General features: G+C 53.3%; 31 protein-coding genes. 12 read left to right on the forward strand and 19 right to left on the reverse strand.

What is annotated here, in order from left to right; genetic code table 11:
• Positions 1-699: 699 nt before the first annotated feature.
• Complete coding sequence (locus tag Q31b_RS24875; protein ID WP_146602382.1) at positions 700-1,341, reverse strand: hypothetical protein; 642 nt, start codon at positions 1,339-1,341, stop codon at positions 700-702.
• Positions 1,307-1,711: a hypothetical protein gene (locus tag Q31b_RS24880; RefSeq protein WP_146602383.1), complete on the reverse strand. Its 405-nt coding sequence runs from the start codon at positions 1,709-1,711 to the stop codon at positions 1,307-1,309. The genes Q31b_RS24875 and Q31b_RS24880 overlap by 35 nt, the downstream gene beginning before the upstream one ends.
• A 75-nt stretch (positions 1,712-1,786) precedes the next feature.
• On the opposite strand from Q31b_RS24880, the gene Q31b_RS24885 reads away from it, so the two are divergent.
• Together Q31b_RS24885 and Q31b_RS24890 are read left to right on the forward strand one after the other, a co-directional pair.
• Positions 1,787-2,062 (forward strand): hypothetical protein, encoded by a 276-nt coding sequence (locus Q31b_RS24885; RefSeq protein WP_146602384.1) that lies wholly within the window; start codon positions 1,787-1,789, stop codon positions 2,060-2,062.
• Positions 2,063-2,721: 659 nt separating this feature from the next.
• Positions 2,722-3,957, forward strand: coding sequence for an IS110 family transposase (locus Q31b_RS24890; protein WP_146602385.1), 1,236 nt, complete (start codon positions 2,722-2,724; stop codon positions 3,955-3,957).
• Positions 3,958-4,183: 226 nt separating this feature from the next.
• Here the strand turns inward: Q31b_RS24890 and Q31b_RS24895 are convergent, their stop codons facing one another.
• The 9 genes from Q31b_RS24895 to Q31b_RS24930 all read right to left on the reverse strand — a co-directional run bounded on the left by Q31b_RS24895 (position 4,184) and on the right by Q31b_RS24930 (position 10,840).
• The gene (locus Q31b_RS24895) at positions 4,184-5,206 is read right to left on the reverse strand and encodes a tetratricopeptide repeat protein (RefSeq protein WP_146602386.1); all 1,023 of its coding nucleotides are present in this window, start codon (positions 5,204-5,206) and stop codon (positions 4,184-4,186) included.
• A gap of 535 nt (positions 5,207-5,741) precedes the next feature.
• Positions 5,742-6,218 carry a hypothetical protein gene (locus Q31b_RS24900; protein ID WP_146602387.1) on the reverse strand — a complete coding sequence of 159 codons (477 nt, stop codon included), beginning with the start codon at positions 6,216-6,218 and terminating at the stop codon, positions 5,742-5,744.
• 121 nt (positions 6,219-6,339) lie between these two features.
• Positions 6,340-6,813, reverse strand: coding sequence for a hypothetical protein (locus tag Q31b_RS24905; protein ID WP_146602388.1), 474 nt, complete (start codon positions 6,811-6,813; stop codon positions 6,340-6,342).
• A 173-nt stretch (positions 6,814-6,986) separates the two neighbouring features.
• The gene (locus tag Q31b_RS24910) at positions 6,987-7,403 is read right to left on the reverse strand and encodes a hypothetical protein (RefSeq protein WP_146602389.1); all 417 of its coding nucleotides are present in this window, start codon (positions 7,401-7,403) and stop codon (positions 6,987-6,989) included.
• Positions 7,404-7,442: 39 nt separating this feature from the next.
• The gene (locus Q31b_RS24915) at positions 7,443-8,258 is read right to left on the reverse strand and encodes a hypothetical protein (RefSeq protein ID WP_146602390.1); all 816 of its coding nucleotides are present in this window, start codon (positions 8,256-8,258) and stop codon (positions 7,443-7,445) included.
• A gap of 130 nt (positions 8,259-8,388) precedes the next feature.
• Complete coding sequence (locus Q31b_RS24920) at positions 8,389-8,823, reverse strand: hypothetical protein (protein WP_146602391.1); 435 nt, start codon at positions 8,821-8,823, stop codon at positions 8,389-8,391.
• A 116-nt stretch (positions 8,824-8,939) separates the two neighbouring features.
• Complete coding sequence (locus tag Q31b_RS24925) at positions 8,940-9,251, reverse strand: hypothetical protein (RefSeq protein ID WP_146602392.1); 312 nt, start codon at positions 9,249-9,251, stop codon at positions 8,940-8,942.
• A gap of 118 nt (positions 9,252-9,369) precedes the next feature.
• On the reverse strand, positions 9,370-9,735 hold the full coding sequence (locus tag Q31b_RS29190; protein ID WP_231617836.1) for a hypothetical protein: 366 nt from the start codon (positions 9,733-9,735) through the stop codon (positions 9,370-9,372).
• A 736-nt stretch (positions 9,736-10,471) separates the two neighbouring features.
• Positions 10,472-10,840 (reverse strand): hypothetical protein, encoded by a 369-nt coding sequence (locus tag Q31b_RS24930; protein ID WP_146602393.1) that lies wholly within the window; start codon positions 10,838-10,840, stop codon positions 10,472-10,474.
• A 352-nt stretch (positions 10,841-11,192) separates the two neighbouring features.
• Between Q31b_RS24930 and Q31b_RS24935 the strand changes: the two genes are divergently transcribed.
• Positions 11,193-11,372: a hypothetical protein gene (locus Q31b_RS24935; protein WP_146602394.1), complete on the forward strand. Its 180-nt coding sequence runs from the start codon at positions 11,193-11,195 to the stop codon at positions 11,370-11,372.
• A gap of 24 nt (positions 11,373-11,396) precedes the next feature.
• Here Q31b_RS24935 and Q31b_RS24940 read toward each other — a convergent pair whose 3' ends face one another.
• The 3 genes from Q31b_RS24940 to Q31b_RS24950 form a co-directional block, all read right to left on the reverse strand.
• Positions 11,397-11,882, reverse strand: coding sequence for a four helix bundle protein (locus Q31b_RS24940; RefSeq protein ID WP_146602395.1), 486 nt, complete (start codon positions 11,880-11,882; stop codon positions 11,397-11,399).
• A gap of 163 nt (positions 11,883-12,045) precedes the next feature.
• Positions 12,046-12,666: a hypothetical protein gene (locus Q31b_RS24945; protein ID WP_146602396.1), complete on the reverse strand. Its 621-nt coding sequence runs from the start codon at positions 12,664-12,666 to the stop codon at positions 12,046-12,048.
• Between the two features lie 587 nt (positions 12,667-13,253).
• The gene (locus Q31b_RS24950) at positions 13,254-13,664 is read right to left on the reverse strand and encodes a hypothetical protein (protein ID WP_231617837.1); all 411 of its coding nucleotides are present in this window, start codon (positions 13,662-13,664) and stop codon (positions 13,254-13,256) included.
• Between the two features lie 286 nt (positions 13,665-13,950).
• On the opposite strand from Q31b_RS24950, the gene Q31b_RS24955 reads away from it, so the two are divergent.
• A complete protein-coding gene (locus Q31b_RS24955) occupies positions 13,951-14,256 on the forward strand; it encodes a hypothetical protein (protein ID WP_146602398.1) in 306 nt (101 codons plus the stop codon).
• Positions 14,257-15,206: 950 nt separating this feature from the next.
• On the opposite strand, the gene Q31b_RS24960 is transcribed toward Q31b_RS24955, so the two are convergent.
• Together Q31b_RS24960 and Q31b_RS28675 are read right to left on the reverse strand one after the other, a co-directional pair.
• On the reverse strand, positions 15,207-15,773 hold the full coding sequence (locus tag Q31b_RS24960; protein ID WP_146602399.1) for a DUF421 domain-containing protein: 567 nt from the start codon (positions 15,771-15,773) through the stop codon (positions 15,207-15,209).
• A 23-nt stretch (positions 15,774-15,796) separates the two neighbouring features.
• Entirely contained in the window at positions 15,797-15,955 is a 159-nt protein-coding gene (locus Q31b_RS28675) for a hypothetical protein (RefSeq protein WP_197172376.1), read from the reverse strand.
• A 421-nt stretch (positions 15,956-16,376) separates the two neighbouring features.
• On the opposite strand from Q31b_RS28675, the gene Q31b_RS24965 reads away from it, so the two are divergent.
• Positions 16,377-16,685 (forward strand): hypothetical protein, encoded by a 309-nt coding sequence (locus Q31b_RS24965; protein WP_146602400.1) that lies wholly within the window; start codon positions 16,377-16,379, stop codon positions 16,683-16,685.
• Positions 16,686-16,754: 69 nt separating this feature from the next.
• On the opposite strand, the gene Q31b_RS24970 is transcribed toward Q31b_RS24965, so the two are convergent.
• Positions 16,755-16,952, reverse strand: a complete 198-nt coding sequence (locus tag Q31b_RS24970; protein WP_146602401.1) for a hypothetical protein — start codon at positions 16,950-16,952, stop codon at positions 16,755-16,757.
• A 190-nt stretch (positions 16,953-17,142) separates the two neighbouring features.
• On the opposite strand from Q31b_RS24970, the gene Q31b_RS24975 reads away from it, so the two are divergent.
• The 4 genes from Q31b_RS24975 to Q31b_RS24990 all read left to right on the forward strand — a co-directional run bounded on the left by Q31b_RS24975 (position 17,143) and on the right by Q31b_RS24990 (position 20,229).
• Positions 17,143-17,808, forward strand: a complete 666-nt coding sequence (locus tag Q31b_RS24975) for a hypothetical protein (RefSeq protein WP_146602402.1) — start codon at positions 17,143-17,145, stop codon at positions 17,806-17,808.
• Positions 17,809-17,870: 62 nt separating this feature from the next.
• Positions 17,871-19,070, forward strand: coding sequence for a diadenylate cyclase (locus Q31b_RS24980; protein WP_146602403.1), 1,200 nt, complete (start codon positions 17,871-17,873; stop codon positions 19,068-19,070).
• 324 nt (positions 19,071-19,394) lie between these two features.
• Positions 19,395-19,598 (forward strand): CsbD family protein, encoded by a 204-nt coding sequence (locus tag Q31b_RS24985; RefSeq protein ID WP_146602404.1) that lies wholly within the window; start codon positions 19,395-19,397, stop codon positions 19,596-19,598.
• Between the two features lie 79 nt (positions 19,599-19,677).
• Complete coding sequence (locus Q31b_RS24990) at positions 19,678-20,229, forward strand: PRC-barrel domain-containing protein (protein WP_146602405.1); 552 nt, start codon at positions 19,678-19,680, stop codon at positions 20,227-20,229.
• A 485-nt stretch (positions 20,230-20,714) separates the two neighbouring features.
• Here Q31b_RS24990 and Q31b_RS29445 read toward each other — a convergent pair whose 3' ends face one another.
• Entirely contained in the window at positions 20,715-20,843 is a 129-nt protein-coding gene (locus tag Q31b_RS29445) for a hypothetical protein (RefSeq protein WP_261343885.1), read from the reverse strand.
• Between Q31b_RS29445 and Q31b_RS24995 the strand changes: the two genes are divergently transcribed.
• Both Q31b_RS24995 and Q31b_RS25000 read left to right on the forward strand, forming a co-directional pair.
• Entirely contained in the window at positions 20,842-21,903 is a 1,062-nt protein-coding gene (locus Q31b_RS24995) for a linear amide C-N hydrolase (RefSeq protein WP_146602406.1), read from the forward strand. The genes Q31b_RS29445 and Q31b_RS24995 overlap by 2 nt on opposite strands.
• A 387-nt stretch (positions 21,904-22,290) precedes the next feature.
• On the forward strand, positions 22,291-22,779 hold the full coding sequence (locus Q31b_RS25000) for a hypothetical protein (protein ID WP_146602407.1): 489 nt from the start codon (positions 22,291-22,293) through the stop codon (positions 22,777-22,779).
• Positions 22,780-23,049: 270 nt separating this feature from the next.
• Here the strand turns inward: Q31b_RS25000 and Q31b_RS25005 are convergent, their stop codons facing one another.
• Positions 23,050-23,673, reverse strand: a complete 624-nt coding sequence (locus Q31b_RS25005) for a DinB family protein (RefSeq protein WP_146602408.1) — start codon at positions 23,671-23,673, stop codon at positions 23,050-23,052.
• A gap of 560 nt (positions 23,674-24,233) precedes the next feature.
• Between Q31b_RS25005 and Q31b_RS25010 the strand changes: the two genes are divergently transcribed.
• The gene (locus tag Q31b_RS25010) at positions 24,234-25,766 is read left to right on the forward strand and encodes a mercuric reductase (protein WP_146602409.1); all 1,533 of its coding nucleotides are present in this window, start codon (positions 24,234-24,236) and stop codon (positions 25,764-25,766) included.
• Positions 25,767-25,771: the final 5 nt, after the last annotated feature.

The raw sequence follows: 25,771 nt of genomic DNA on the forward strand, positions 1-25,771 counted from the left end.
GCGAAGTGCACACACTAAAAATCAACACAAAGTTGCGCGCAAAAAGGGGAGGAGTCAACTCCAAGTTCAAGCATGGTCCGGGCTTCAGCGGCTTAACGCGAGCTCGAAGTATCGGCTCGCTTGCCGCAAGGACGCTTGACAAGCAAGCGTAAAGCGACGCCATGGTTATCCGCATGTCACGAGTTGGCGACCCGCATTAGGTAGCCAAATGATGCCGAGATGGTAGCGTAAGATGCGACACACGACAGCAGAATCATGGCAACCGATGATTTCCATTTCCCTCTCTTTGCCCTGAATCCGAGCCAGCATGAAAGGGTGGCGCAAACTAACAGGACCAAGCCGATAATTGAGTATGCAGCAACCACAATGCGGAATGCACGTTCGCCTTCAAACGCCCACGGCATCTGGATCGAAGCCCAGGCATGCACACAAAAGAGCGTTAAATACGCCAGTGAGGCAAGCCAGCAGAAACCCGCAGGTAGGTAAAGGGCTCCGGAGAATCTGCCGCTACCGGAATGGCGTGTAGTGCTTGGGGCGTAAGGATTCACCCGTTGAGCGTTCGGTTGTGTACGGCGGTGAGTGATGCGAGAAATGTTTTCAGTCGGATAACGATACGGATCACGTGGTCGCCGCGAACGACTCACCACTTCAAAAAACTTAACTCGGCGACTCACGTGCATCCGCTGGTTCGCCGGATTCTTACAGGTCCAAATCATCCAGCAATTTTAGCATTGCGTCGGTGTGTCGATTGACTGCAATCTCGGGTACGACGCCGTCCATCAACACCGGAATACGAAGGTCACGCGGAATCAAGTATGGATTTGATCCGGAGCTCAGCCGCCCGCGACCATCTGGTGGATCAGGGACAAATTTGCTGCGGAACGTTGTAATGTAGAACCAGCCGGTATTGCCCTTGCGTTTAAGAGTGACGCGATGCAACACCCATTGTACCGGTTCAGAATTGGCTGGCAAAGTTTTGAGTTTTGCAGTCGCAGCGCGTACGGCAGCAACCATTGAAAGTGGCGGCTCACGAGTTTGGTCATGCCATTGCGGCGCGTCGACAATCGCATCATCGCTAACGTCGGCGATGTAGACGCCGCGAGCTAGATCAGACCGCACTTCATCGGCAAGCAAATGCGGCGATAAAAGTAGCAGGAGTACAAGCGTTGGGAATGTCTTGCGATTCATGATTTCAGTCGGCGAACGATTGCGATGACCGCGGTCGCCGCGAGCGATCATCCATTGATAAAACGGCCGGTCGGCGACTCCGGTCCATCGCTTGGTTCTGCACTTTCTACTCTTTTGATCACGACTCGCCAATGACACGATCCCGATACGCATGCCACCCTTCAAGTCCTGCCGTCGGATCGTCTGCAGCCTCGAGCAGGTCACCGGTGCTGCAGTCGAGCGCATTCCATCCCTCTTCGAGACATAAGTTGATAATCGGGGCAACGATTTCGTTTGACGCACGGACGTGAAGCATCATGCTGGTTGCCGGATCATCTTTGCCTAGATTGAATTCAATCGACCCAAATGGAGAATCGAATATTCCCCACGCAGCATCACTCCAGTTGGTGCCCGGAAAGTGTTTGGTGACTGCACTATGGACGTGCTGTTGTGAGCCAAGCGGGAGCGGAGCTTCATCATCGGGAATATCCTCAACCGCTGCGTACGGCTGAGAGAACTTCAAGATGGAAACATCCCAGCTCATGGCTGATTCCTGTAGTGCAGAACGCCGACGATAACCGCGTCGGCCAGACTAACGCTGACCACAGAGTAAACGCTCGTGGCCGACTGCGGTTCATCGGATGGTTCCGCATCCGTCCGTTCGGAAGCGGCGATCAATAGCGTAGAGCCATCGAGGTTCCGACCAACATTGTATCGGTATACAGGCGACCAAGCAATATTGCCATACGATCAGTCGGGTGTGCCTTCAGCGTTTGACCAACGGAACCAAGCGGAACATCACCGGCGTGAGAACCAGACAAAGCGACAACGTCACCACGAGATGGATCCAAAGTGGATATTGGAGCACCGCATGAGTAACGAACACGAAGCTTAAGATAGGCAACGCGACCAAGAACGTTCGGCCGTAGGGAACGCCGATGAGCTTTCCGCAGTTCTTGCACTTCGCAGGTAGGGCGGGGCCCAAAAACGCCCTTCGAATACTTGAAATCCCCGGCTTCCCACAGTGTGGGCAAGCGTTCCTCCCAGACTCGTGACGATCATGGCCCAGCTTCGCAGATGGCGGTTCGTACGGATTCATATATTGCGGAACGGTACGGTTCAGCGGGGCCGCGCGAACGACTTACCGCTTCGAAAACGTTAATTCGCGGCCTTATGGTCACCCGCATTCATTCTAATGGTTTGACCACGCCGGAGCCAGTCGCGCAGCTCAAGGCAATGGGAAAGCCAAGCAAAACAGATGCGGACGCAAAATTTTTTGCTTTGATTAACCTGAAACCACTCGTCAATGTGAATGACGAGTGAATACCGCTTGGCTGATCGTGGACGAATACTCGCGGCCTGCCGTTCCGCTAATCAATTATGCGGAGACGACTAAACGGAGACCTTCGCCACGATCAGTTGCGGGAGATGCCTAACGACTACTCAGATGACGCCTTCAACCAAAAGACCATCCATAAGGACGCCGCCGTGCAACTCTCAGCATCAAGCGAAATTCGTTTCCACACACCTGTTGCAACCAAATCAATTTAGCTCATGAATCAAAAAAACAGCATCATCATCGGCATCGACTGGGCCGATGCTAAACACGACTTCCATCTCATTGAGCCCAGTGGAGAAATCCAGGCCGATGACTTCGAGCAGTCTCCAAATGCAATTGCAGAGCAACTCCAACTATGGCGAAAGGATTTTCCTGGAGCCACGTTCTTGATCGCCATTGAGGCCTCCAAGGGTGCTTTGATCAACGCACTGATTGACCACGAGGACATCGTTATTTATCCCGTCAATCCAGCTGCCTTGTCATTCCATCGAAAGTCGTACGCCCACGGAGGAGGCAAGAACGATCCGCTCGATGCTAAACGGCTCGCTGGCTTTCTCAAGCAACGTCTTCCCGAACTCAGGCCGCTCAGGCGAGACCAGCCGATCACCCGCGAACTGGGAACGCTCAGCGAAGATCGCCGGCGTACGGTCGATGCGCGAGCCGACTTGGCAAACGAACTGACAGCACTACTCAAACAGTATTTTCCGGCTGTTTTAAGCTTCAAAGCGGCTAAACCCTATGCAACGTTCTTACTGTCTTTCTTGATCGAGTACCCCACGCTACAAGCTGCACAGGCCGCTGGCGAGACGAAGCTTCGCAGCTACTTCCACGGGCTTGGGATGAAACGTAAGGCGGCCGAGTTCGCCAAAATGATTGTTGACGCGATGCCACTGACCGTCGATGAAGTCACGCTTCGTAGTAGCCAACGAAGAGCGGTCATGCTCGCCGAGCAGCTCAAAATTCTTAACAAGCACATTCGAAAGTATGAAGCGTCAATCAAAGAACTGCTTCCAAAGCATCCGGCCTATGCGATCGCCAAGTCGCTACCTGGACCAGCCGACAACACTCAAGCTCGACTGATCGCGGCGATGGGCGATGACCACAATCGATATAGTTCCGCCCAGAGTCTACAGTGTGCCAGTGGAATCGCTCCGCTCACCGAGCAAAGCGGTAAACGGAAATTCGCCGTGGCACGCTGGGCATACACGAAGTTCCTTAGGCAAACATTTCACGAGATGGCAGGACTCTCGATTAACAAAAGCAAATGGGCGAAGGCGTATTACAATCAACAAATTGCGAAAGGCAAATCGGCCAATACGGCCAAACGAGCTCTTGCCTACAAGTGGCAACGGATCATTTATCGCTGCTGGCAATCGGGACAGCCTTACGACGAAGAGCGATACATCGCCCGCCTGAAAGCGACCAATGCGCCACTCTACCAACTCTTGTGAGACACCATCAAACGCTGTTGAAAACCTGTTAGAAACCACCACTTTATCGGTGCATAAAATGTCAAAAAAAATCCATCACGCGCTAGAACCGCCCTAGACAACGTGCCTCAGATGTCTCCGTTGCAACCCATGGTTCCCCGCTCTTCTGGGCATGCTCCATCGCGTCACTGCGAGACCTAGGCAAAATTATACAAGAATATTGCCGTCGTCAAATGTAGAAATCGGCTCAAGCCCAGCGCTGTCGCCAGCTAGGTGATTCCATCCGCCAAGGCTCACCTGCCTTGTACAGCTCGTCGCAAAACCGAATGTCATTTTTTTCATCGTCAGTAGTGGCTAATGGAAGCGCCTTTTGTAGAATCGCGATGGCAGAAGGGAAGTCGCCTCGTTCAGCGTACGCGGCAGCAAGATAGATGAGATGTTCCGCGTTTTTGTAGTCCGTGATTTCACACGCTTCAGTCATGAGCTGCACCGCTCGAGTCCCGTCGCGGCAGCGACGCTGCGGGCAGACCGCGAGATAGGCGGCGAGAACGCGACGCCGGTCCGCCGAGTGAGGTTCAAGCTCAAGTGCTTGCTCGAGGTCGGCGAGAGCTTTGCCCCATCTTCCCTTGCGACGCCATGCGCTTCCGCGACTGTTGTAGGAGGTTGCGCTTTTGGGATCGAGCCGGATCGCCTGAGTGAAATCAGCGATCGCTTTGCGAAGCTTGCCGCGATATACCCAGGCGTTGCCACGGTTGTGATAGGCGTCCGCTGACTCGGGGTCGTTACGAATCGCGAGATTGTAGTCGGCGATTGCTTTGCAATAGTCACCAATGTTTTGCCAAGCGAGGCCGCGCATCCCATAGGCGTCAGCGTGCTGAGGGTCGAGACGAATCGCTTCGGTAAAGTCTTGGATCGCGCTGTCGTGCGCTCCCTTAAAGTTAAGGCTGCGACCGCGGTTGTAGTACAACTTGGGCAGACCTTCCTCCGAGGGTCCGCAGAGGATCGCTTGGGTGAAATCCGTGATGGCGAGGTCCTGTTCACCCTTGTCGCTGAATGCCAGCCCGCGGGCGTTGAGGATCCTTGGGACTTCGACGCGGTCGGCGTTCACACCTAGTGCGTCGTCGAAGTCGGCGATCGCATTGCCGTAGCCTCTCTTCTCATGCCAAGCCCGACCACGTTTGAGCAAGGCCATGACATCGTCAGGAGCAGCCTCGAGTGTCTCAGTGCATTCCGCGATGATGCGATCATGTTCTTGTTCGCCATTAGTCATCAGGTAGCACTCCGAGGCTATCGAGCATTTCACGCGCGGCGCCGTGGGCAGATTGGTTGGATTGCACGCTAGTGCCTCGAGAAGACGATCGTCGGGGAACGTTTGGGTTAACGTGGTCGGCCCAAAAAACCGTTTAGATTGCCGAAAGTCGTCGTGGCCGACTCCCGTTCAACCCATGGTTATTGGCCGATCATTGGGTAACCGCAGCGTGCCAAATCGCTCCTGAAGTGCGTACGACGGATTCGAGCACGGTCATTGCGGTCTTCGACCCCGTCGGTGACATGATTGTCCCGATTGGTCGTGTCGTTCATTGTCAGGTCTAGCGGAGCCAATGTCAATCAATCCATTGAATCGCGATCGATTTACCAGTGAGTTTCGAGTATCCGTATCGACCGAGCAACATTCGTCCGAGCAATGACAGCGCCGCGTCCAATAACGTTACCGATCACGGGGCGGCGACGAGAGGTTTTCAATTGCCAAAACGCTTGACTTCGCCGCTCCCGTGCATCGGATTGTTCTGCTCTTTTCCACGCCACTAAGTGCGAGGTGGCGTGTAGGGATTTGGGCTCCTAGTCTCCAGCACAATCGAGCCTGACGGATCGGCACTATCAGTGATTGTAACAGGCGGTCGCATCGCGGCAAGCAATCGTTTGCGATCAAGAAACAGGCACAGATATATCAGCAATCCCGGCAGCACAAACATGATGGCGTTGATCGCGACGATGAAGATTGTCGCTGGTGAATCCTGGTATAGCTCGTGTCCCGTAAAGAACATCCAAAAGTTTATTACGACCATCGGTGTCCAACGAAGCAGAGGCAAGATCGGAACGGCGAGTGCGACGATCCAGCCGAGTCTTGAGTTGGCCAAACAGGCCAGCGTCGCGACAAGATAAACGACCGAGACTACACCGAACGAGACACCGAGCAGACTGCCAGAAGCAATAGCTCGAAGCCCAATCGTCAGCACGAAAAATGCGGCCCAAAGTAGTTGTACGAATTTGGCTACGGCCAATGGCTTTGATCCTCAGTAGCAGAACGCCGCCCGTCACCGGGACGGCGGGAAAAGTTATTCATTGTCAAAAACGCTAGTTTGCCGTCTCCGGTGCACGGGATGGTTCTGCAATTTGCTCAGTCTACTTTTTGGTTTGTTGCTCGTAAGCTATTTCGCGAACCAACCTGATGATTTCAGTGGCTCCTGCGAAGACGTCTGACTCGTTTTTGGCGTAGAAGTAGTGTATCCCGTCGACGGATACAACAGCAGGGTTCTTTCCGCCCTCTCTGACCAGTATCCGTGTTCGCGTTTCGTCTGGATGGGTAACAATCGCTTCGGCGACAATCGGCGGGCTTCGATCGTTAGCGTCTCCGTAGTACGTCTCGGGAACAAGTCGTCGGAAGACATCGTCTTGACTTTTAGCGGGAATAGTCACTGCTTTTGTCGTTTCCGCCATGTATCCGCTCCACGGAGGATGGAGGATCACAGTAATCGTGGCGGGCGGTTTGAGGTGCGGTGTTGGCGGTGTGTATAGAGAAGCCAATATCGTGAGGAGTAGTAGCAATGCAGCAGCACCAAATACGAATCCGCATATGAAGATACCTGCATTTTTCATGTCGCGAGTTTGACGCTCATAAACGCGTTTGGCTCATTCGCAGAACGTCGGTGGTAACGGGGCCGCCTCCAAAAGACTCTCATTTCAAAACCCGCATGATCGGCGGCTCCCGTTCACCGCTTTGTTCTGCCACGTTGGGCGTAAATTGTATCGCATCTGAAAACGTCCGACGATCATTCTTTGGGTGTGCCATCTGGATTTCGCATCGGGTAAAGCGTTACCGCGATTGAGCAGTTGGCGTCGGCAATCGCACGAACAATCGCGTTTGGCAATGTGTGGATGTACGCCCAAGTATCCCAGCAATGAAAGCCAATATTGAATTCGCGTAGGTAGCACGCGTGGAGTTCAGCCTTTGCAACCGGAGACAAACGATTGACCGCTTCGAGGATTGCAGCGATGTCGAGCTCCGCATTGCGATTGTCGCTTTCATCTTCGTGTGAGGATTCGACGATCGAGTGCCAGTGGCCGTCACCGCCGTGTGTGTAATGCAGAACACAGCATGACTCGTCGAGCTCGCGTTGGAGAGTGTCGAAGGGCGTAGCTGATTTGAGGTCGAAGTCAGTGTTGGCGTACTCGGTTTCGGATGGCATCGATTGTGCGCAGCGGATTTTGTGGCAGAACGGTACGATTCACCGGGTCGGCCCGATTGATTTTGGTATTCCGTTTGGCGTCGTAGCCGACTCCGGTGCAATCGATGGTTCTGCCATTGCGTTCCTCGTCAAAATCGCTGAGGCAAGACTTGTCGCTTGCGCTTCAGGATGCCCCTTGGACATTTGTTTGATGATTCTCATCGCATCGGGCGTCCCGAAATGCTCAAGAAGGCAAATCGCCCGAACGATCCGAGTCCATTCGGCTTTCGGTTCTCCTTTACCGCCGAGAAGGCCAATCTCGCGCTCGCCCCAATAGTTTGCACCGCAGGTGTCAGGATTGTTGCTGCAACAGATATTGAAGTTTCCATCACCAATGGGGTTTAATCGAATGTACTTCCAGTCGGCGGTATTGTTAATTCCGCAACCTATCAAAATCGCAGCCAGCCGATTGCGGCCAGGCGAATGTTTCATTGTGTCAAGTTCGAATAGTTCGTCGATTCTCAGAGCGAGCCTTGGGTCGAAGTATTGGAGTTCTTGATAAGCGGACCGCCAAACGACGTCTTGGGATGACTGCAGGTCTTCAAGTAGCTTGTGCAGCCGATCACCGGTCAGAGTAAGCGGCTTCAGTCGTTCCGCGAGAAACGCGATTGTATCGGCTGGCGTTTCGGCAAGCTTTAGTATTGCGCGCGTCGATTCGGGCTCACGCCCGAGAAGTGAATTCCAAGCGGCTTCAGTCGACCTTTTCGTGTTCTCTGGTGTACTCGACTCGTCCGCAGAAACCCGCAATCCGCCCAAGGAAAGAACGGCAACAAGTGCGGTGAGCACTAACGTAACTGTAACATTGGCTGGCTTCATTGATGTTTCGAACCTAACCTAAAGGAGTAAAGATTGGCAGAACGGCCGGGATCACCGGGGACGAGCGGAAAGGCAACCACTGCCAAAACGCGTTTTCGAGTCCTCCGTGTGCATCCCATGGTTCTGGCTTTTATGGTAGCGTCAACGTTGTGCTTCGTGGTCCACGACCGGCTGGAATCGCAAGTGTCTTGCGTGCGAACTCGTCCTCCTCTGAATCCACGTAGCGGTATTGCACGACGAGGAAGTTGGGTTGGTGGTATGTGTCGTAGAGTCCGTATCCGCCAGAATCACCGGAACACGTGATGATCACGGAATGCTTGTCCGGGGTCGATGTAGTCGGAGGTTTAAATCCGGCGAGATATCCAGATCGATCGTTAGATAGCCAATCTGCCTCCTCGCCGTTGCGACATTCGACGTAGGTGATTGTAGACATGTCGATCTCGGACGCGATGTTGAGGTCGACAGTCAACGTAAAATGTCCGATCCATTTCGCGACAGAAAGAAATGGCGCACCGGCAATAGCAATCACCAAGAGTGCGGCGGCGATGCAGATGTTGCGAAACACAGGAGTCTGTACTCAGCAGCCAGAACGCCGACGATAACCGCGTCGGCCAGATTAACGCTGACCACAGAGTAAACGCTCGTGGCCGACTGCGGTTCATCGGGTGGTTCGCCAATCGTCTAAATTGGCAGGTCCGCTCGCTCGTTCCGGTCGGAAGTTGATGGCGGCTGGGACACGCCGATTCGTGAATTGTACCAAGCAACCGAAATGACGATGACCAGTCCGATTGCGAGTCCTCCTGCTAGACCTTGGGTTACGCCAAGTCCTAAACCGGCTTGGGCTGGGTCAATCGACACAGCAGGTGGTATTCGAAAAACGGTTCGGTAATAGTCTGGAGCGACGGAACCAAGGAAGTATCCAGCTCCAGCTCCGAACATAGCGAAGGCAATGCCGCTAGCGATCGTAATTGCAAATCCGCGTAGAACGGTCATCTTTCGATTTTCTTTCGGCGAACGGCAGTCGTAACCGGGCGATCGCTAAGGACTTTCCATTTGTAAACGCGCTACCGGTCGCTCCGGTTCACGACTTGGTTACCCGCCACGATGCCGTTCAGTTGGATTGGCTCTCGTCTTGTTCGCATGCCCTCAATCGCGATTCAAGTACCTCAATACGTTTTTTGAGTTTTTGGTTTTGGCGGGAGAGCTCATTGAAAGCGTTTACGATTTTTTTGATCTGTAGCTGTGGGTCACGTTTCGTCGGTGTTGAGCGAAATCTAGAAAGGTCCCGCGACGTGCCTTCGAGCAAGATGCGAGAGTCGGCAGGGATCACGTTTGGAGAAGACTCCCCAAGTGCATCGGACATCTGGTCGCGCTGCATCTGCAATAGGCGATTGCCCATTTGCGGAGGCGTCGCACCCACAGAGCAACAACAGCCAAGCACAACAAAGAATCCGAATAGCAGAATGTGTTTGTGCATGCTCGAAGCCTTGAATATTCAGTATAGAATGAGGGTAAGAGTCGGTTCAGTCGGGTAACGTTACCCGTCACCGCGGACGGACGGTTGAGTTTCTATCTACGTAAACGCGCTAGCCGTCCTGCAGTGCACGGGATGGTTCGTCGGCTGTCTGAAGTGTCTCCCGATGAACGCGATATGCGGAAGGAACAGAAGATACGAAGTATAAAACGATTGGAACCGATGCAGCGAGCCAGAGCAAATGATCGATAGCAATCCATCCAGCGAGTGCAGATCCGCCGGATCTCCCTAGGGTGAGGAACCAGACAAACATCGACAATAAGACAAGTGGCAACAGAGCAACTGGCAGTAAAATGCGTCCGACACGTGCTTTGTGTCGTTCAACGCGGATCGCAAACAACCAAGCAACTGTCAGATAAAGAGGTGGTGCGACCGCGAGAATCCAATAAGTAAGATGCCATCCTCTGACAGAACTCGTGAACCCCTCCATGACACGGGTGAAAATGATCGCAGCAGGAAGGAGACCGAAGCATATCAGAGCTTTAAATCTCGCAGTTGTAGCTGGCGACCCGTTTGCGAGCGTTTCATCGAGCCTAGGAGAACGGTATGGATTGTTCACAACATCTTTATCCGACGAACGTTACGGTTCACGTCGCACGGGGGAACGATGTTGTGATGGCCTATTCTCTATCCACCCGTGCTGTCGTGCAACCGATGGTTCCCCGCAGTGCTGTACGGGTCATTGATTGTAATACGCGGAGATCGCGACAAGTAGCGGAAGCACGCCACCACACATCACAGCACCAAGTTGCATGCCACGGCGTCCGCCAAAGAGTGCAGCCCAAGCAAACGCAAGCAAGCCAAACCCAGCGGTCCAGAATGCGACAAATGCAGCAGCCTGAGAGAATTGTTGTGCTCGTGTAGCCGGCCAGTTCTCAGAACTAAGGGTGGCGAAAGAATAGGTAACGGCGAGCCCGCATCCGATTGGAATGATGGCAAGCACGATCAACGCAATGGCAAGCAGTCGAGCACGGTATGCGCGTTGGTCTTGTGAGGGGACGACCGTCCCGTCAGTTGGTCGGTAGGGGTTCAAATTGTCGATCGACACGAACTCAGTCGGGGAACGCCAGCGATAACCGCGTCGGCCAGAGCAAACGCTTAGATGACCGCAAACCGTCGTGGCCGACTGCGGTTCATCGGATTGTTATCGCGTTCTTTACGCGCGCCGCGATCCGCGGAACAGCGTTCGTTAGGGAAACCGTGACCATGCCGTCCATTGTACGATAGAGAGCACGATCACGATTGGAATGTTAAGCAATAGCCAGCCGCGCCGACGTGGCCAGAAAAGCAATAGCCCAGCCGCGACGAGGGAAAGCGTGGTAGTGACCAATTTCATGGGAAGAAACGCGCCGGCGGGAGGCGGCCGCAATCGCACTCCCGGAATTGCCGGTAGAAGCAAGATGAGAAACAACACCCAGCCTGCGGCGACCCACATCGGCCACGACGAACGACGAGTATGTTCTTCCTGCGTTGGACTGCTCGGAGTTCGTGTCGGTTCGTATGGATTTACGGCAATTGGTGCAAGTAATTCGAATGCGATAACGCCGACGATCACGTGGCGGCGACGAGAAATGTTCTAATCTCAAAAAACGTGACCTCGCCGCTCACGTGCATCGGGTTGGTTCTGGCTCGTCTGCGTCGTCGTGCTCGTGCTCGTGCTCGTGCTCAGCGAAGCGGTGCTCGTAATCGTAATCGATGTCAGCATGGTACTCCACGCCGGACTCCGCGACACCATCGAATTTCATCGCCATTCGGGTCAGCATCGCGACGATCCGATAGAGCATCCCTTTCATCGCGACATCGTCTTGAACTTTGATTCCGTTGGTCCTCAGCAGCACGTCTTGGATGGCGGCACACTCCAAGGCGGACCCGCGTGCGATGTCGAGAAACCGGGCACGATCCTTCAGGCTTCGTTTGCCGTTGCCCTCAGCGATGTTTAGCGGAATCGATTGGGCGGCACGCAGCCATTGGTCGCGAGCGTGACGATACAAACCGCTCAGCGATTGTGATGTCTCGAAAGACCGAGCAACGTAGTCGATCGAGAGTCGGTAAACGTCGAGTCGTTCGTGGTCAAATGTTTGCGAGGACATAAGGGCTGGTTTCGATCACGAGTACGAGCACCGTCGCTGGCGCGACTGAGCACGAGCACGAGTTTTTGGATGCCAGAACGACCAAGTTCACGCGGCGGGCGCGTTAGACGTTGACTTCAAAACCGACGTTGCCGCCCGCTCGCGTGCAACGTTTTGTTCGCCATCATTTCGCGGCACGCTTGCGAGCGTAGGCAAGACGTGCCGTCTGCAATAGTGTTCGATTGTCACCCAGACCATCGAGGAGTTCAACGGCGTGTTGCCAATCATTCCGCTTGAAAGCCAATTCAGCCGATCGGGATTTTTCCTCATATTCGTGTTGTTGGATTCTGGATTTCCTGAGTTGCTGAACGGAATCCCAGAGTGATTCATCATTTGCAAAGAACCGCCCACCATGGTTCCGCAGGACGCTGGCGAGCGACTCGTATTGTTCCGACATCTTCTGAACGTCACCAAACGCGTTGTAGACACCAGACGTGAATTCCAGTCGTTGTTCGGGTGCTTCGATCGCAAGGAGTTCGAATGCGTTTATCGTATTGTGGTATTCCGGAGGCCAACCGCGTCCGAATTCAAGGTCTTGTTCTAATCGGACTGGCGCTGTCGCAAGACAGACGAATAGCTCTGGAGAACGCGACGACTTCTTGCGGTACGTCACCTTGTAGAACGAGAGATTGCTGCTCAGTTGGGGCGGCGCTATGGTCTCTGTGAGTGTGAAGCCGCGATCGTCTTCGAGGAACGACAGGGCGTTGCGGGCAGCAAGCATGAATGCGTCGGCAGTGTTGGTCATCTTTTCACGTAACGACTGCCTTGATGGCGAACGCCAGCGATAACCGCGTCGGCCAGAGCAAACGCTTAGATGACCGCAAACCGTCGTGGCCGACTGCGGTTCATCGGATTGTTATCGCGTTCTTTACGCGCGCCGCGATCCGCGGAACAGCGTTCGTTAGGGAAACCGTGACCATGCCGTCCATTGTACGATAGAGAGCACGATCACGATTGGAATGTTAAGCAATAGCCAGCCGCGCCGACGTGGCCAGAAAAGCAATAGCCCAGCCGCGACGAGGGAAAGCGTGGTAGTGACCAATTTCATGGGAAGAAACGCGCCGGCGGGAGGCGGCCGCAATCGCACTCCCGGAATTGCCGGTAGAAGCAAGATGAGAAACAACACCCAGCCTGCGGCGACCCACATCGGCCACGACGAACGACGAGTATGTTCTTCCTGCGTTGGACTGCTCGGAGTTCGTGTCGGTTCGTATGGATTTACGGCAATTGGTGCAAGTAATTCGAATGCGATAACGCCGACGATAACCGCGTCGGCCCGTTTGAGCTTACCACAGAGCAAACGCTCGTGGCCGACTGCGGTTCATCGGATGGTTATCCGCCGTCTTGGGTATTCGTAAAACGGTCAAGAGCGACCTCAGAGACAAGCCAAACTAGAGTAGCGTAAATCGCGACGTAGACCGCACCGACAAGGAGCCATATCTGCGCGGAAAGTAGCCCGTAGCGTAGCGGTCGTTCAACGCCAAGAGTATTCCGCTCGAAGAAGTCGTGGGGAGTGCGAATCCAGTGCAGTGAATAGGTCACGCCGCCGACAAAACCCCATGCAATCGTAATCGCGTAAAGAATCGCACATGCAGCAAGTAGTGAAAGTTGAAACCGCCTATGCAGCAAGGCGACGATGATAGCTGGCATGAGTATTGCGACCCAGCCTAACCAGGTTGGCGAACCGTCGACCTGTGCTTTCCACATTGCTAAGCATACCGAGGCCAGAAGCACGCCGAACATTGCGTCGCGTATCCCAATCGGTTGTACTTCGCGATTTTGCAAGCGACACAATCTCAGTCGGATAACTACTAAGTTATCCCTTGATAGTTAAGGGATATTGGGGAAATCGTACTCTTATCCCCCTGCTAGACAAGTTGTTTTACCAATATCCCCCTGTCAGTCAAGCTGTTTGAGTATTATCCCCCTGTCAGTCACGTCGTTTGGCTAATATCCCGTGACTGGATAAAAAGGGGGGAATCAGGTGTTCAGCCGGTGACTGTTTTCGCTTTTGAAGGAGTGTGTCGTCATGAGTATCGCTCCGTTTGAACGCGAGGTTTTGGGGGACCGACTGGGGGAGAACGATCAGGTTTGGTTCCCACGCTGGCTGAGGCGGTATGCGATGGGCGTTCGCAACGGCATGGTGGACGACTTGCCTGTGAACAAGGATTTGGTTCTAAAGTTCTCGAGATCTTTGCTAGCCAACGGTGCTCCTGCCTGGCAGCGTTATCAGGCGGTGCGTGCTGTAGAATGCTATCGTAATTTGGTTTTGCATCGCAGCGAGCCGGATTTGTCGTCCATCGTGACTCTGGAGGATCGAACGTTAGAAAACTGAAACGGAGTCCAGCGGTCCAAGTCTCGTTCACGCCTGCGCCCGGCACCGTCCAGAATTGACCGTGACCAGCCCTGTCCATTACTTAGCTTTCCAAGCTGAATCAGCAGCGATCAAAAGTCGATTACCACGGGTAAAAATGGCAACGTCCGCCTGCACTTCGTGCTCTTGGGTGACAACAGCAGCCTGTCAGCTCCGGCGAGTTAAGTGGAATCGTGTTCCCGATAAGTTCATGTTATGACGCGGGCGGTAGGAATGCAACTAAGAACAACCGCATAGGGTTGCGAAAGGGGAAAAAACGGATTCAATGTTTTTGCTCGAGGAAACCGTGGAGCTCACCGAACCGCAGCAACCGCTGCTAGTCGATCTTGTACATTCGTCTGCACTTACGACAGATCCTCGACTTAGGACCGCGACCGCCAATTGTTTCCTCCGTCGAGACAAGTTCGAATGGAAGCCAATCGATACCGGCGGCTAGCCCGGATGATTCATTAGCCGTTTTGCCGATAGCGGCCTGCTGATTAAATCGTTTAACGCTTAGCCGAAGGCGTCAGCTTTTCTATAAGCGGTCGCCTATGGCTTGGCGTTAAACAATCAGTCGAGTCAAACCGATTAAATCGACAGGCCGCTAACGCCAAAACGGCTAATACGCAGACTGTTTTTCGAGCAATGAACGTAAACGCTTGAAGGCGTAGACGTTAGCAAAACAATTTGCAAGCCCATGAATCATCCGGGCTAAAGCGATGGGGGAGCCTGTCGCGGTTCCAGCGTTGGCCGTGCGCTATACTCTCACATTCAATGTTGGGCGAAAAATGCAGATCTGCTGTCGGTCGCAGCCGCAGTGGACGTCGACCCGCCAAATAGCGTCTCATTGAGCTTTCATCAGAAGGCAGGATTCGTACAAATCGGGACGCGGACGCTAGACAGCGGTAAACTTGTTTCTGCGAATCCTCCTATGAAGTCTTATCATCCTTGTGAAACTTCAATCGTTCCGAGCCGATGACATGGTCGAAAATCTGGCTCGAAATGTCAGGCGTTTCTCGGTCGCTGTGGATGACGGACACATCGCCAGTGGTTTCCAAGATGACCGCGATGACTTGATCGAAATGAAATGCATTCGCTTCACGAAGTTTGCCAAACAGATCACCTTCGGTCATGTTGGCTCGCTTCAAATTTCCATGCAGAATCTGGGATCGCGTCATCAGCAGTAAAGGTTGATTGTCGACCAGCTTGCTGAGCACTGTCGATTTGCGGCGCAATTTGGCCAGCAGCCATTGACCGCCGAACACGCACAGCATAGCGAACAAGCCCATCAGTAGCGTGGGGTTCGGACTCGAAATGGTCGCACCGAATAGCGATCCAACCGCGATGGTCATCGCAAAGTCACCAGCGGACATTTTTGAAAAGCTGCGGAGGCCAACGATTCGAGTGTAGAGCAGTATGGCGGCATAAACAACGAAGCTGGAAATCAGAATCATTCCCAGTTGGTCGAGCGATATGGCGATCCATTTATCGAACATGTGACTTCCGCTATGAGGTCGTCTCAGGCGTTTTGCACGGGTGGTGCGGTGACTTTCTCAAGCGGCTCACCACAGCATTTCAACACGGTCGTGCATTCTTTGCAGTCGCAACCTTTGGTCACATGAATTTCAAACTCACATTTCTTGCAGCGGTACATGTCGCCAATTTTCGGAGCGTCCATTGGTTCTTCCTTGGTTTGGGGAGAGGATTCGAGCCCGTACTAAAAACGGTGAACAGTCGGGCGAATGAAACTCATGAATCTCACCCGCAAATTGCGTTCCAACCCTTCGCGTTGTCACTCCATGTTTTTGCGACGAATTGCGAAGGTACGCGAACAACCGGACGACCATTGTATTGTTAGCTTTTTCGGCATGGTGAAGGACGATCGGCCCGAGTGCTTCAACAAACTTTCTTCAACAAACTTTATCGGGCCTTGCCAGAGCTTCGCAGTCGAACAGACCGTACGCACTGGATCATGGTTGACGAAACTCATCGATTCTTTGGCACGCGGATTGCTTCGTCCATCGCATTGCTTCGTCCATCGCGTTGCCCCGAAAAAACAAAAGGGCACTCCACTAACTTGAACAGGTAGGAACACTTTGATGAAAACTCTAGCCGCTTGTACTTTCGCTCTTAGCACGTTCGCCATGATTGGCTGCAATGATTCTCCGACTGACCGCGAAGCGGATGCCGTCCGCGACCGAACGCAGCAGCAAGCCGAAAACATCCGCGATTCGTCGCAGAATGCAGCAGAGAATCTTCGTGACCGCACCGACAACGCGAGTGACGCGGTGGAAGAGGCCGCGGAAGCAAAAGCGGATGCGATTGAAGAACGTGGCGAAATGGAGGCGGATCGCAAAGAAGCATTAGGCGAACGCAAAGCCGATGCCTTGGAAGAAGTCGATAACTAAGCAATCCGTAGCGGCTCTTCGAGAAGTCGTATTTCTTACGGACGGGTTTGAACCTGAATTGTAAGACAGTTATCCCAAAGGGATTTCAGCGATTAGCCGGCGGTCGAACGCAGCGAACATTGCCGGATCACGAACTGCCGGATCACGAACCGCCGGATCACGAACCGCCGGATCACGAACCGCCGGATCACGAACCGCCGGATCACGAACCACAGAGACCATCGAACCACGGAGACCATCGACCCCGAAGCACGTCGCAGAGAGCATAGGAAGATCTACGACACCCTTCGGGGGCGAAAAGGTGATTTCCATCGCCAACCCCGGATGCGCTCGCGCGATCCGGGGCTAATTGCTAAAACGCCTTCGGCATGATCATTGGCCGCGATCTTGCCGGAATACAATCGATGTTTCGGAGAGATGCGGCTACGGATTTGTCGCTGATAGGTATTGGGATGATATGAAAAACAAGATCGTTATTGCAGCGGTTGCTGCGGGCGTTTTCGGTTGCGTCGCTGTCGCGGCGTGGGTGTTCTCGCGCGTTGATCACCTAGCGTCGGGCTACCAGACTCGCCAATTCACGATCGCTTGCGATTTTGATAAGTTTCGCCAAATTTTGGTTCGAAAAAATGCGACCGATGCGATCGTGGCTCGCTCGGGAATGACTCTACTCAATGAGAAAGTCGTCGATGTGTCGATCGATACGAGCGAAGATGATCGCCCGCTACTCAATGCGATTCGGGGGCGGTCGAAAAGCAGCTTGGCCGCCGTCAAGGAGATCACGGTGAGTTTAGCAGACCCAGCGTTGGATACCAACGAGCTTGTGCTTTGGCAATATGCGGACGTCGAATCGGACAAGATGAACATTGTCACGGAGTCCAAACAACCCGCTGGCAACTTGCAACACTACGAAACGACGCTGGAAGCACGCGGAGAGGATGGGAAAACCTCGGTAAATTTGAGCGTGGGATTGCAGGTGCAAGTTCGAGTGCCGAGGTTGTTCACGAGCCGAGCCGATGCAAAGGTGCAGCGTGCGGCGGACGATGCGATCGAGGAACAGGCGTCATCGATCGAATCGTTTGTTCTTGAACATGCTGGCGAACGATTGATCCTGCCGAAACTTTGACATAACAAGTGTTGGCTGTGGGATGTGGCATCCCGATCGATCAGCGACGATCTGAGATCAATATGCAAGCTTTCTTTGAAAAGTTGACTGAGCCGTTGCGGTACGCGGACGTGCTGGACGTTGCGATTGTCTCAGTGCTTTTGTATGTCACGTTTGTATGGTTGCGCGATCGGGCCTCACGGTCGCTTCGGATCGTCACGGTGGGTTTGACTGCGACGTTCCTCACAGCTCGCTGGCTTGAACTTTATCTTACGACCATGCTGTTTCATTACGGCATGTTGGCGATTGTTATCGCCCTGGTGATTGTTTTTCAAAACGACATTCGGTACGGCTTCGAGCGATTGACGACGTTTAGGTGGTTCCATTATTCGTCGAATCCCGAAGTGAATTCGCTTCACATCGACATGATAAGCGAGGCGGTGACCGTGATGGCTAGGGATCGGATCGGAGCACTGATTGTCTTTCCTGGTCGTGAACCGCTTGATCGCCATTTGCGCGGCGGTGTGACGGTGGATGCCGAGGTTAGCCTTCCGCTTCTGCTGAGCATTTTTCATCCGAAATCACCGGGGCATGACGGTGCCGTCGTGATCGCGAGCGGTCGGATCGCAACCCTCGGCTTGCATCTGCCATTGAGCCAACGAGTCGACCAAATTCATGGCAGCGGCACACGCCACGCTGCTGCGTTGGGGTTATCCGAATGTAGTGACGCATTGGTCTTAGTCGTTTCCGAGGAGCGAGGTACCGTCACGCTTTGCCGAAACGGCGAACTGCAAGTCGTCGACCAAGCAAGCGTAGCCGAGCAGTTGCATAATCATTTTCTTGAGCAATCGTCCAGTGCAGATGGCCGACCACAAATACAAGTTGCAAATTGGCTTACAAAGCTGGTCGCTGTCGCTGTGGCAATCTTGCTCTGGTTTCAACTGGCATATCATACCGACACGATCCAACGAACATACATCATCCCGATCGAATATCGCAATTTGCCGGCCGACTTGGAAATCGTTGAACCGAAACCGACTCACGTTCAAGTCACGTTATCCGGTGTCCAGCCAGCCTTCGGCATGCTCGACCCTGCCGCATCGACTGTTTCACTCGATGCGAACCAGATTAGCGGTCAGCAAACCCTTCGCTGGACGACGGGCGACCACCTAAAAAACGTTCCGTCGGAATTAGCGGTGGAGAGTGTTGAACCGCAGTCGATTGTCGTTTCAGTACGCAAGAAACGTTTGCAGTCCGTCGACTCGAATCGCGATCAGAAATGAAGGTGCTTTGAATCGTTGTTTGGCTCGTTGTCGTTGTTGTATCGGCTGCGCTAATTGTCGGTGCTCTTTGCTGGCTAGCCCGAAGCTTGCCTGAATCGTTGAAGGGTTTACCGTCGATGTGGACGAGTAACGTACAACCGGCTGACGAGCGATCAACGAATTAGGTAGCGCAAGGGCTAAGACTTTCGGCTCCGTGACGCACGGGCCAAAACTCTCGAAGTGTTCCGCACGTTTTGGCCCGCGAATTGCGTTAGCTTCCGATGGGTTCTCCAACGGGAGAGCATTCTTTTTGAAGTACAAGTCTGAAACATAAGGAACAATGCAATGAACTGGGACCAAATCCAGGGCAAGTGGAAACAAGCCAAAGGCCAAGCCCAACAAAAATGGGGCGACTTGACCGAAGACGACCTCGATGTCGTTGACGGAAAACGTCAAGAACTCGTCGGCAAAGTGCAGGAGCGATATGGCATCGCCAAAGAAGAAGCCGAGAAGCAGGTCAAGGAGTTCGAAAGCTCTTGCAACTGCTGAAACGAAACCGAGCTTCAGCGAATTTTCCATTACCACCAACAATTAACCTTTCTGTCCCTCTAACAAAAGAGTAACACTCATGAATCGCGCATTCCAAATCGCCATCGCTACCATAGCGATCGGCGGACTAACCTTTTCCACCGCCAATGCTCAAACTACCGCGACAAATCCCCGAACAGGTGCGGATGCAGGTAAGCTTGACAGCGTAACTCGCGGTGCAAATATCCGTGTTAGCCAATTGATGGGCTACAACATTCAAAACGCTCAAGGCGAAAGCGTTGGCGAGATCAAAGATATCGTGATGGATTCGCGTACTGGCAAAGTCAGCTATGTCGCGGTCACGTACGGCGGCTTCCTAGGTATGGGTAACAAGTTGTTCGCCGTTCCTTTTGAAGCATTCAAAGTGCAAGTGGATCCAGATGAAGTGGCCGACGATGATATCGACGAAGACGACTATGTGTTGGTCTTGAATGTCACCCAGCAACAGCTCGAAGGCCAAACAGGGTTCGACGAAGATCATTGGCCCAATATGGCAGACCAGCAATGGCGCGCCGATTTAGACAAACGATATGGTGTTCAGCGAAACATGAACGCCAAAGATCGCCTGATGCGAGAGAATCGCAATCAGTAGACGCTATGACAATGTAACTCTCGAAGTTACGTTCGTTTCAGGGCAGGACCGCACCGAGCATAGGGTGCGGACTGCCTTTTTTAGGCCTCTTCAGAAGAATCCGTGGGTTGATTCATTCATCCCAAGTACCGAAGGGTAGGGTTTTCAGGCACCGCAGGGCAAAAAGAATGTTTTCGGTGCATCAGCAATCTGACGTTCAAAAAGAAACCTCGGCAAAACAAGCCGTTATATCAAGGCCTAGATCAATATTTTTTATATCGGTGACAATTAAAGTAAATTTGAAAACCGCGAAGGAACGCGGTTTTCAACGCTGCGCTGGCTGCTGTTTCCGATCTCGGAAAATCCTCAAAAACACTGTGACAACGCCATTCGTACCGGACACTTTTTCTTCCGATGGTTGCTGTGTCTCCCTTCGGTCGGCTACAATCGTGTTTTAACGTTCGCCGATTTAGAATACCTTTTCGGCGTTTCCCATACTGATCCGATTACCAATCGATCAACCGCAGTCGGCCACGACCGTTTACTCTGTGGTCAGCGTTACTTTGGGCGACGCGGTTATCGTTGGCGTTGATCCGTGCGAGTAACATTTCTTCTACCGATGGAACATTTTGCATGTTGTTTCCAGATAGTTTCCTTCAGCAATCGTTTGGGTTGATTTTGGCCACCGCGTTGGTGATTTCGGGTTCGACTGTGCTTGCGTGTACACGTATTCTATGGAACACGAACGGATTGGTGACGGTCGCCGGACGCACGATGGATTGGGCTGAATCCACCGAACCAAGACTCTACGTCTTTCCAAGGGGACTCACTCGAGATGGCGGACGTGTTGGAGCAAATGATATCGGGGACGAGAATCCGCTCACATGGACGTCACGTTATGGTTCGGTCATCGTCTCTGCTTATGGGCTCGCTTCTGTCGACGGCCTGAATGAGAAGGGATTCGCAATGCACTTACTGTTCTTAACTGCCACCGACTATGGACCGCGCGATCCTGAGAAGACTGGGGTCCATGCGGGCGTTTGGGGACAGTACTTACTCGATAACGCTGCAACGGTAGAAGAGGCGTTGAAACTTATGGAAGACATTCAGCCTATTATGGTTGAGCACGCCGGTTTCAAATCGTCTCTGCACTTGGCAGTCGAAGATGTGACGGGAGATTCGGCCATCATTGAATATGTCGATGGGCGGCCTGAGATCTATCACGGGCCCGAACACCGAGTGGTGACCAATGACCCGCCGTACAATGAACAGTTGGTCGAGTTGGAAAAGTGGGATTTTACGGATGCGACGCGCCAAACGCCGCTTCCGGGAAACGTAAATCCGACAGATCGCTTTGTGCGAGCCAACTATTTCTTGAAGACATTGCGCAATCCCAGGAATGAACGAGAAGCGATCGCAACGAGCTTTTCGCTCGCACGCAATGCCTCTGTGCCGTCCAACGCTCCCTACAAGACAGTGGGAACGATCTACGACACAGAGTACCGGACAGTCTGCAACCTTGATGCGAAACGGTATTTCTTCGAACTGACGACCAGCCCTAATGTTATTTGGGTGAACCTTGTTGAATTAAGTTTATCGCCTGATTCTCCCGTGCTTGTTCTCAATCCAGACAACATTCACTTGTCGGGAAGCGTAAATCAGCAATTCGAGATAGCAGCGGAACGTCCATTTTAGTCCGTGCAAAAGCGAACAATCGCGTGCACCCGATTAGGCGAGTCGGGCTTTTTTGAAGTGGTGAGTCGTTCGCGGCGACGTCGTGATCCGTATCGTTCGTCGGAGGAACCAAGTATCGCTGACCCCATTTGGAGAAAGTTGAGCTCATTTGGCGAAATGCGAATGCATCGAAACATCCTACCCACCATGATCTTGCTTCTGTTGAATCTAGGCAATGCAAATATCTCGAATTCCCAGGAGGAGGAAATCGGGAAGAAGGGCATTGTTGACTCGAAAGACTCCGTTCTACTCGCCTGCAGTCGGCCAATAGCGTTTACTCTGTGGTCAACGTTAATCGGGGCGACGCGGTTAGCCCCAATTTTTCGCCCAATAACAAGAGAGAATCACATGCGTTTCACCGTTTTGTTTTGTGTGTCATGGCTGATGGTAACGTTCTGCGGGGCATCGTTGAGGGCGGCGGAGCCCAAGGCCGTCGCATTGAGTGCCATCGCAAGCCTGTTCATTGAGCATGACATCGCCGCGTTCAAGTCCTTTGTGAATGATGACGCAATTCAAGGTGATTTTGATCCTGGGTCGGCAATCGCTAAGATCGACAAACAACGCCCCGAAAAAATGAAGGTGATCGACCTATCCCAGGTAATTTTCTTTCGCGCACTTGACATCGATCGCTTGGCCAAGCTCTATCCAGATGACCTTTGGGCACGCGTTGAGAAGCACATCGGCGAGAAACAAGGTGTGCTCGTAAAACTCTCGCTCACTGGTGAAATGGCGAATCGCGCTAGGGCAGCCGGGAAGGATCCCAACGACATTGCCATGATGACGTTCGTCTTAAACTCTCAGCCGGAACCGAAAATTGTCCACATTGACGACAACTAGAGCATTTTGATTTTTGACGTGGCTGGGGCTTCCAGCCCCAGTTGAGAAGAACGCTGCGGCTGGAAGCCACAGCCACTAAACACGCAGCCTACGGCTTTTTGCAAAATGCTCTAGCTTGGGTTTAATGTGGTCCTAGGCTTTGCGGACAAGTTGCAGCACGGTTGAATGGCGTTCAGAAATCGCGGACGTCCTTTCGTATCGCACATTCATCGCCTGGGTTGGCGGACACCCGACTTGCACTTTCAAGTCTATCACGGCGCCATAGACTTGTCAGTCTGACGATTCGGTTGGCCAATCCGGTAGCAGAAACTTTTTCTTGACGTTAGCGGTGTGCTCGTCGTAATGCTTCTCCATTTGCCGCAGCAAGGATCCAAGCGAACTCCAAGAAGTTGCGGGAGGCTTCTGGTCCAGCTGAATGTCTGCTAGCAAGTAGGCGTAGCGACGACAGAAGTCATCCACTCGCTGCATGGCCCGTGCTTCGTCCTTTCCGCTCCAACGAGGATTGCGAGCTTCGTAGTTCGCGGGCATTTGCTGCGGATTCCAATCCACGACTGGAATACTCGAATCAAGTGCGTGGTAGATCTGTGAGAAGAATCGCAGCTGCCTTCCGGCCATGTGTTCGGCGTTCCATCGCGGAGTGTGAGTGCCATCGGACGGCTTGAAGTTCATTTGCTCGACCGACAACTGCCGAAAGACATCTTGTGAACGACGATTGGCTGCCTCCATTCGATCGAACGCCTGTCGCAGATGCTCCGGCACAGGAGGCGGCGCGTTGAGCAGCGGGGATACGTTGGCGGTTGAATGACCGTTGCCGCCGTCGCTCGACTGGCCGAGGGCGTGCCCAGACAGAAAGGTCAGTAACGATACGAACAGGATTGAGAACGGATTTGACATGGGTGTCTCTCTCGTGTGTCAAGTTGGGAAGTGGTGTGATATGACGCTCGCGGCGTGTACAGCATCATGTGATTCCGACCGGGAAAATCGCATGTTGCGTTTGGCTTACCAGCGTACCAAGCTAGATCGAATGACAAATGATAACAGCTTTCCGAATCAACGTTCCAAAGTTTGACGCGATTTTGCCCTTAGCGTCGTTGGGATCCAGGTTCCGAAACGATGTCTTAGCCAGTAGGATGTGCTTGATCCTCTGGCACTCACCGAGCGACCACGCTTGAAGGGTGCATCTCGGATGCATCCATTTCGCGATCATCGCCATCCAGCCTGTCTGCTGCAAAGGAGGTAGCCTAGGGTTTTGTCACCGCTTGATTTTGGGCTTGCCAGAATCGTGACTCATTCTTCGTTGTGACAAAGCACTGGGCTACGGCCAAATCAGCGCAGAACAACATTCATCGCTAAGATAACTGAGATAGCAGTCACTTACTTCAGCGGTCTCCGTATGAACTCTCCTTTTGAAACTTTTCAACAATCATTCATTCAAATTTGAAAGCGGTATGTCGATGGCATCCGAACTTGTGCAGCTTCAACCAGACGACGAACACAATCAGCGGCTCGAAGCGAACGTGCATCCTCCCCAGTGGACCAATCCAACACCGAGTCGCCCCTACCATTTGGTTGTGATTGGCGGCGGAACCGCTGGTCTTGTGACGGCTGCCGGGGCGGCGGGGCTGGGCGCACGCGTCGCGCTGGTCGAACGGGAGTTGATGGGCGGCGATTGCCTGAACGTGGGCTGCGTCCCATCGAAAGGAATCATTAGTGCCGCTCGTGTTGCGGCGATCGCAAGAGACTGCAGCGAATTCGGCATTGGCGTGCCAGAGGTCAACGTCGATTTCGCCGCGGTAATGCAGCGGATGAGAAAGCTGCGTGCTGGGATCAGTCACAACGACTCCGCTAGTCGGTTCCGCGATCTCGGCGTCGATGTATTCTTTGGCCATGCCGGTTTTCTCGATTCCAACACGATCGACGTGGGTGGCACCGAACTCCGTTTCAAACGAGCGGTCATCGCCAGCGGTGCTCGCGCGGCCGCGCCGCCCATTGCTGGCCTGAATGACGTTGAATACCTGACCAACGAGTCGGTCTTCTCGCTAACCGAATTGCCACGCCGGTTTGGCATCATCGGAGCGGGGCCAATCGGCTGTGAAATGGCGCAATCGTTCGCCCAACTCGGCTCGGAAGTTTTTCTGGTGGAATCGGAGCATGGCATCATGCCACGCGAGGATCGAGAAGCCGCCGCAATTGTCCAAAAGCAGATGGAACGAAACGGAGTGAAATTTCTCTGCTGCGGACGTAACCTCGTTATCAAGAACGAAGCTGGAATTCGACTGACCGTCGAATCCCATGGACAACGCTACGACGAACCCGTAGACCAACTACTGGTTGCCGTCGGACGAGCACCCAACGTTGAAAATTTGAATTTGGAGGCAGTGGGTGTGGATTTCGACAAGCAGGGCATCAAGGTCAACGACAACTTGCAGACCACGAATCCACGCATCTATGCTGCCGGCGACGTTTGCTCGAAATACCAATTCACGCATGCGGCTGACTTCATGGCCCGCATCGTGATCCAGAACGCTCTATTTGCGGTCGGACCGTTTGGCAAGAAGAAGGCCAGCGATTTGGTGATCCCATGGGCAACCTATACGTCACCCGAGATCGCCCATGTTGGCGTGTACGAAAACGAAGCGAAGGAAGCAGGCGTGGAAATTGACACCTACGTCCAGCCCTTCCGCGACATCGACCGGGCGATTCTAGAAGGCCAAGACGACGGGTTTGTGAAAGTTCACACGAAAAAAGGGACGGATCAGATCGTCGGCGCGACGATCGTTGCAGAGAACGCTGGTGACATGATTTCTGAAATCACGGTTGCCATGACGTGTAGGCTTGGACTGGGCAAGATCGGCAGTGCCATTCACCCCTATCCAACCCAAGCCGAAGCGATCCGCAAACTGGGCGATCAGTTCAGCCGCACGAAGCTAACGCCGCTGAGCAAGAAAGTTCTCGGACTGCTTCAACGGCTCAATGTCGGAAAGTAATGCGT

The sequence above is a fragment of the Novipirellula aureliae genome (assembly GCF_007860185.1).
GTDB lineage: Bacteria > Planctomycetota > Planctomycetia > Pirellulales > Pirellulaceae > Novipirellula_A > Novipirellula_A aureliae.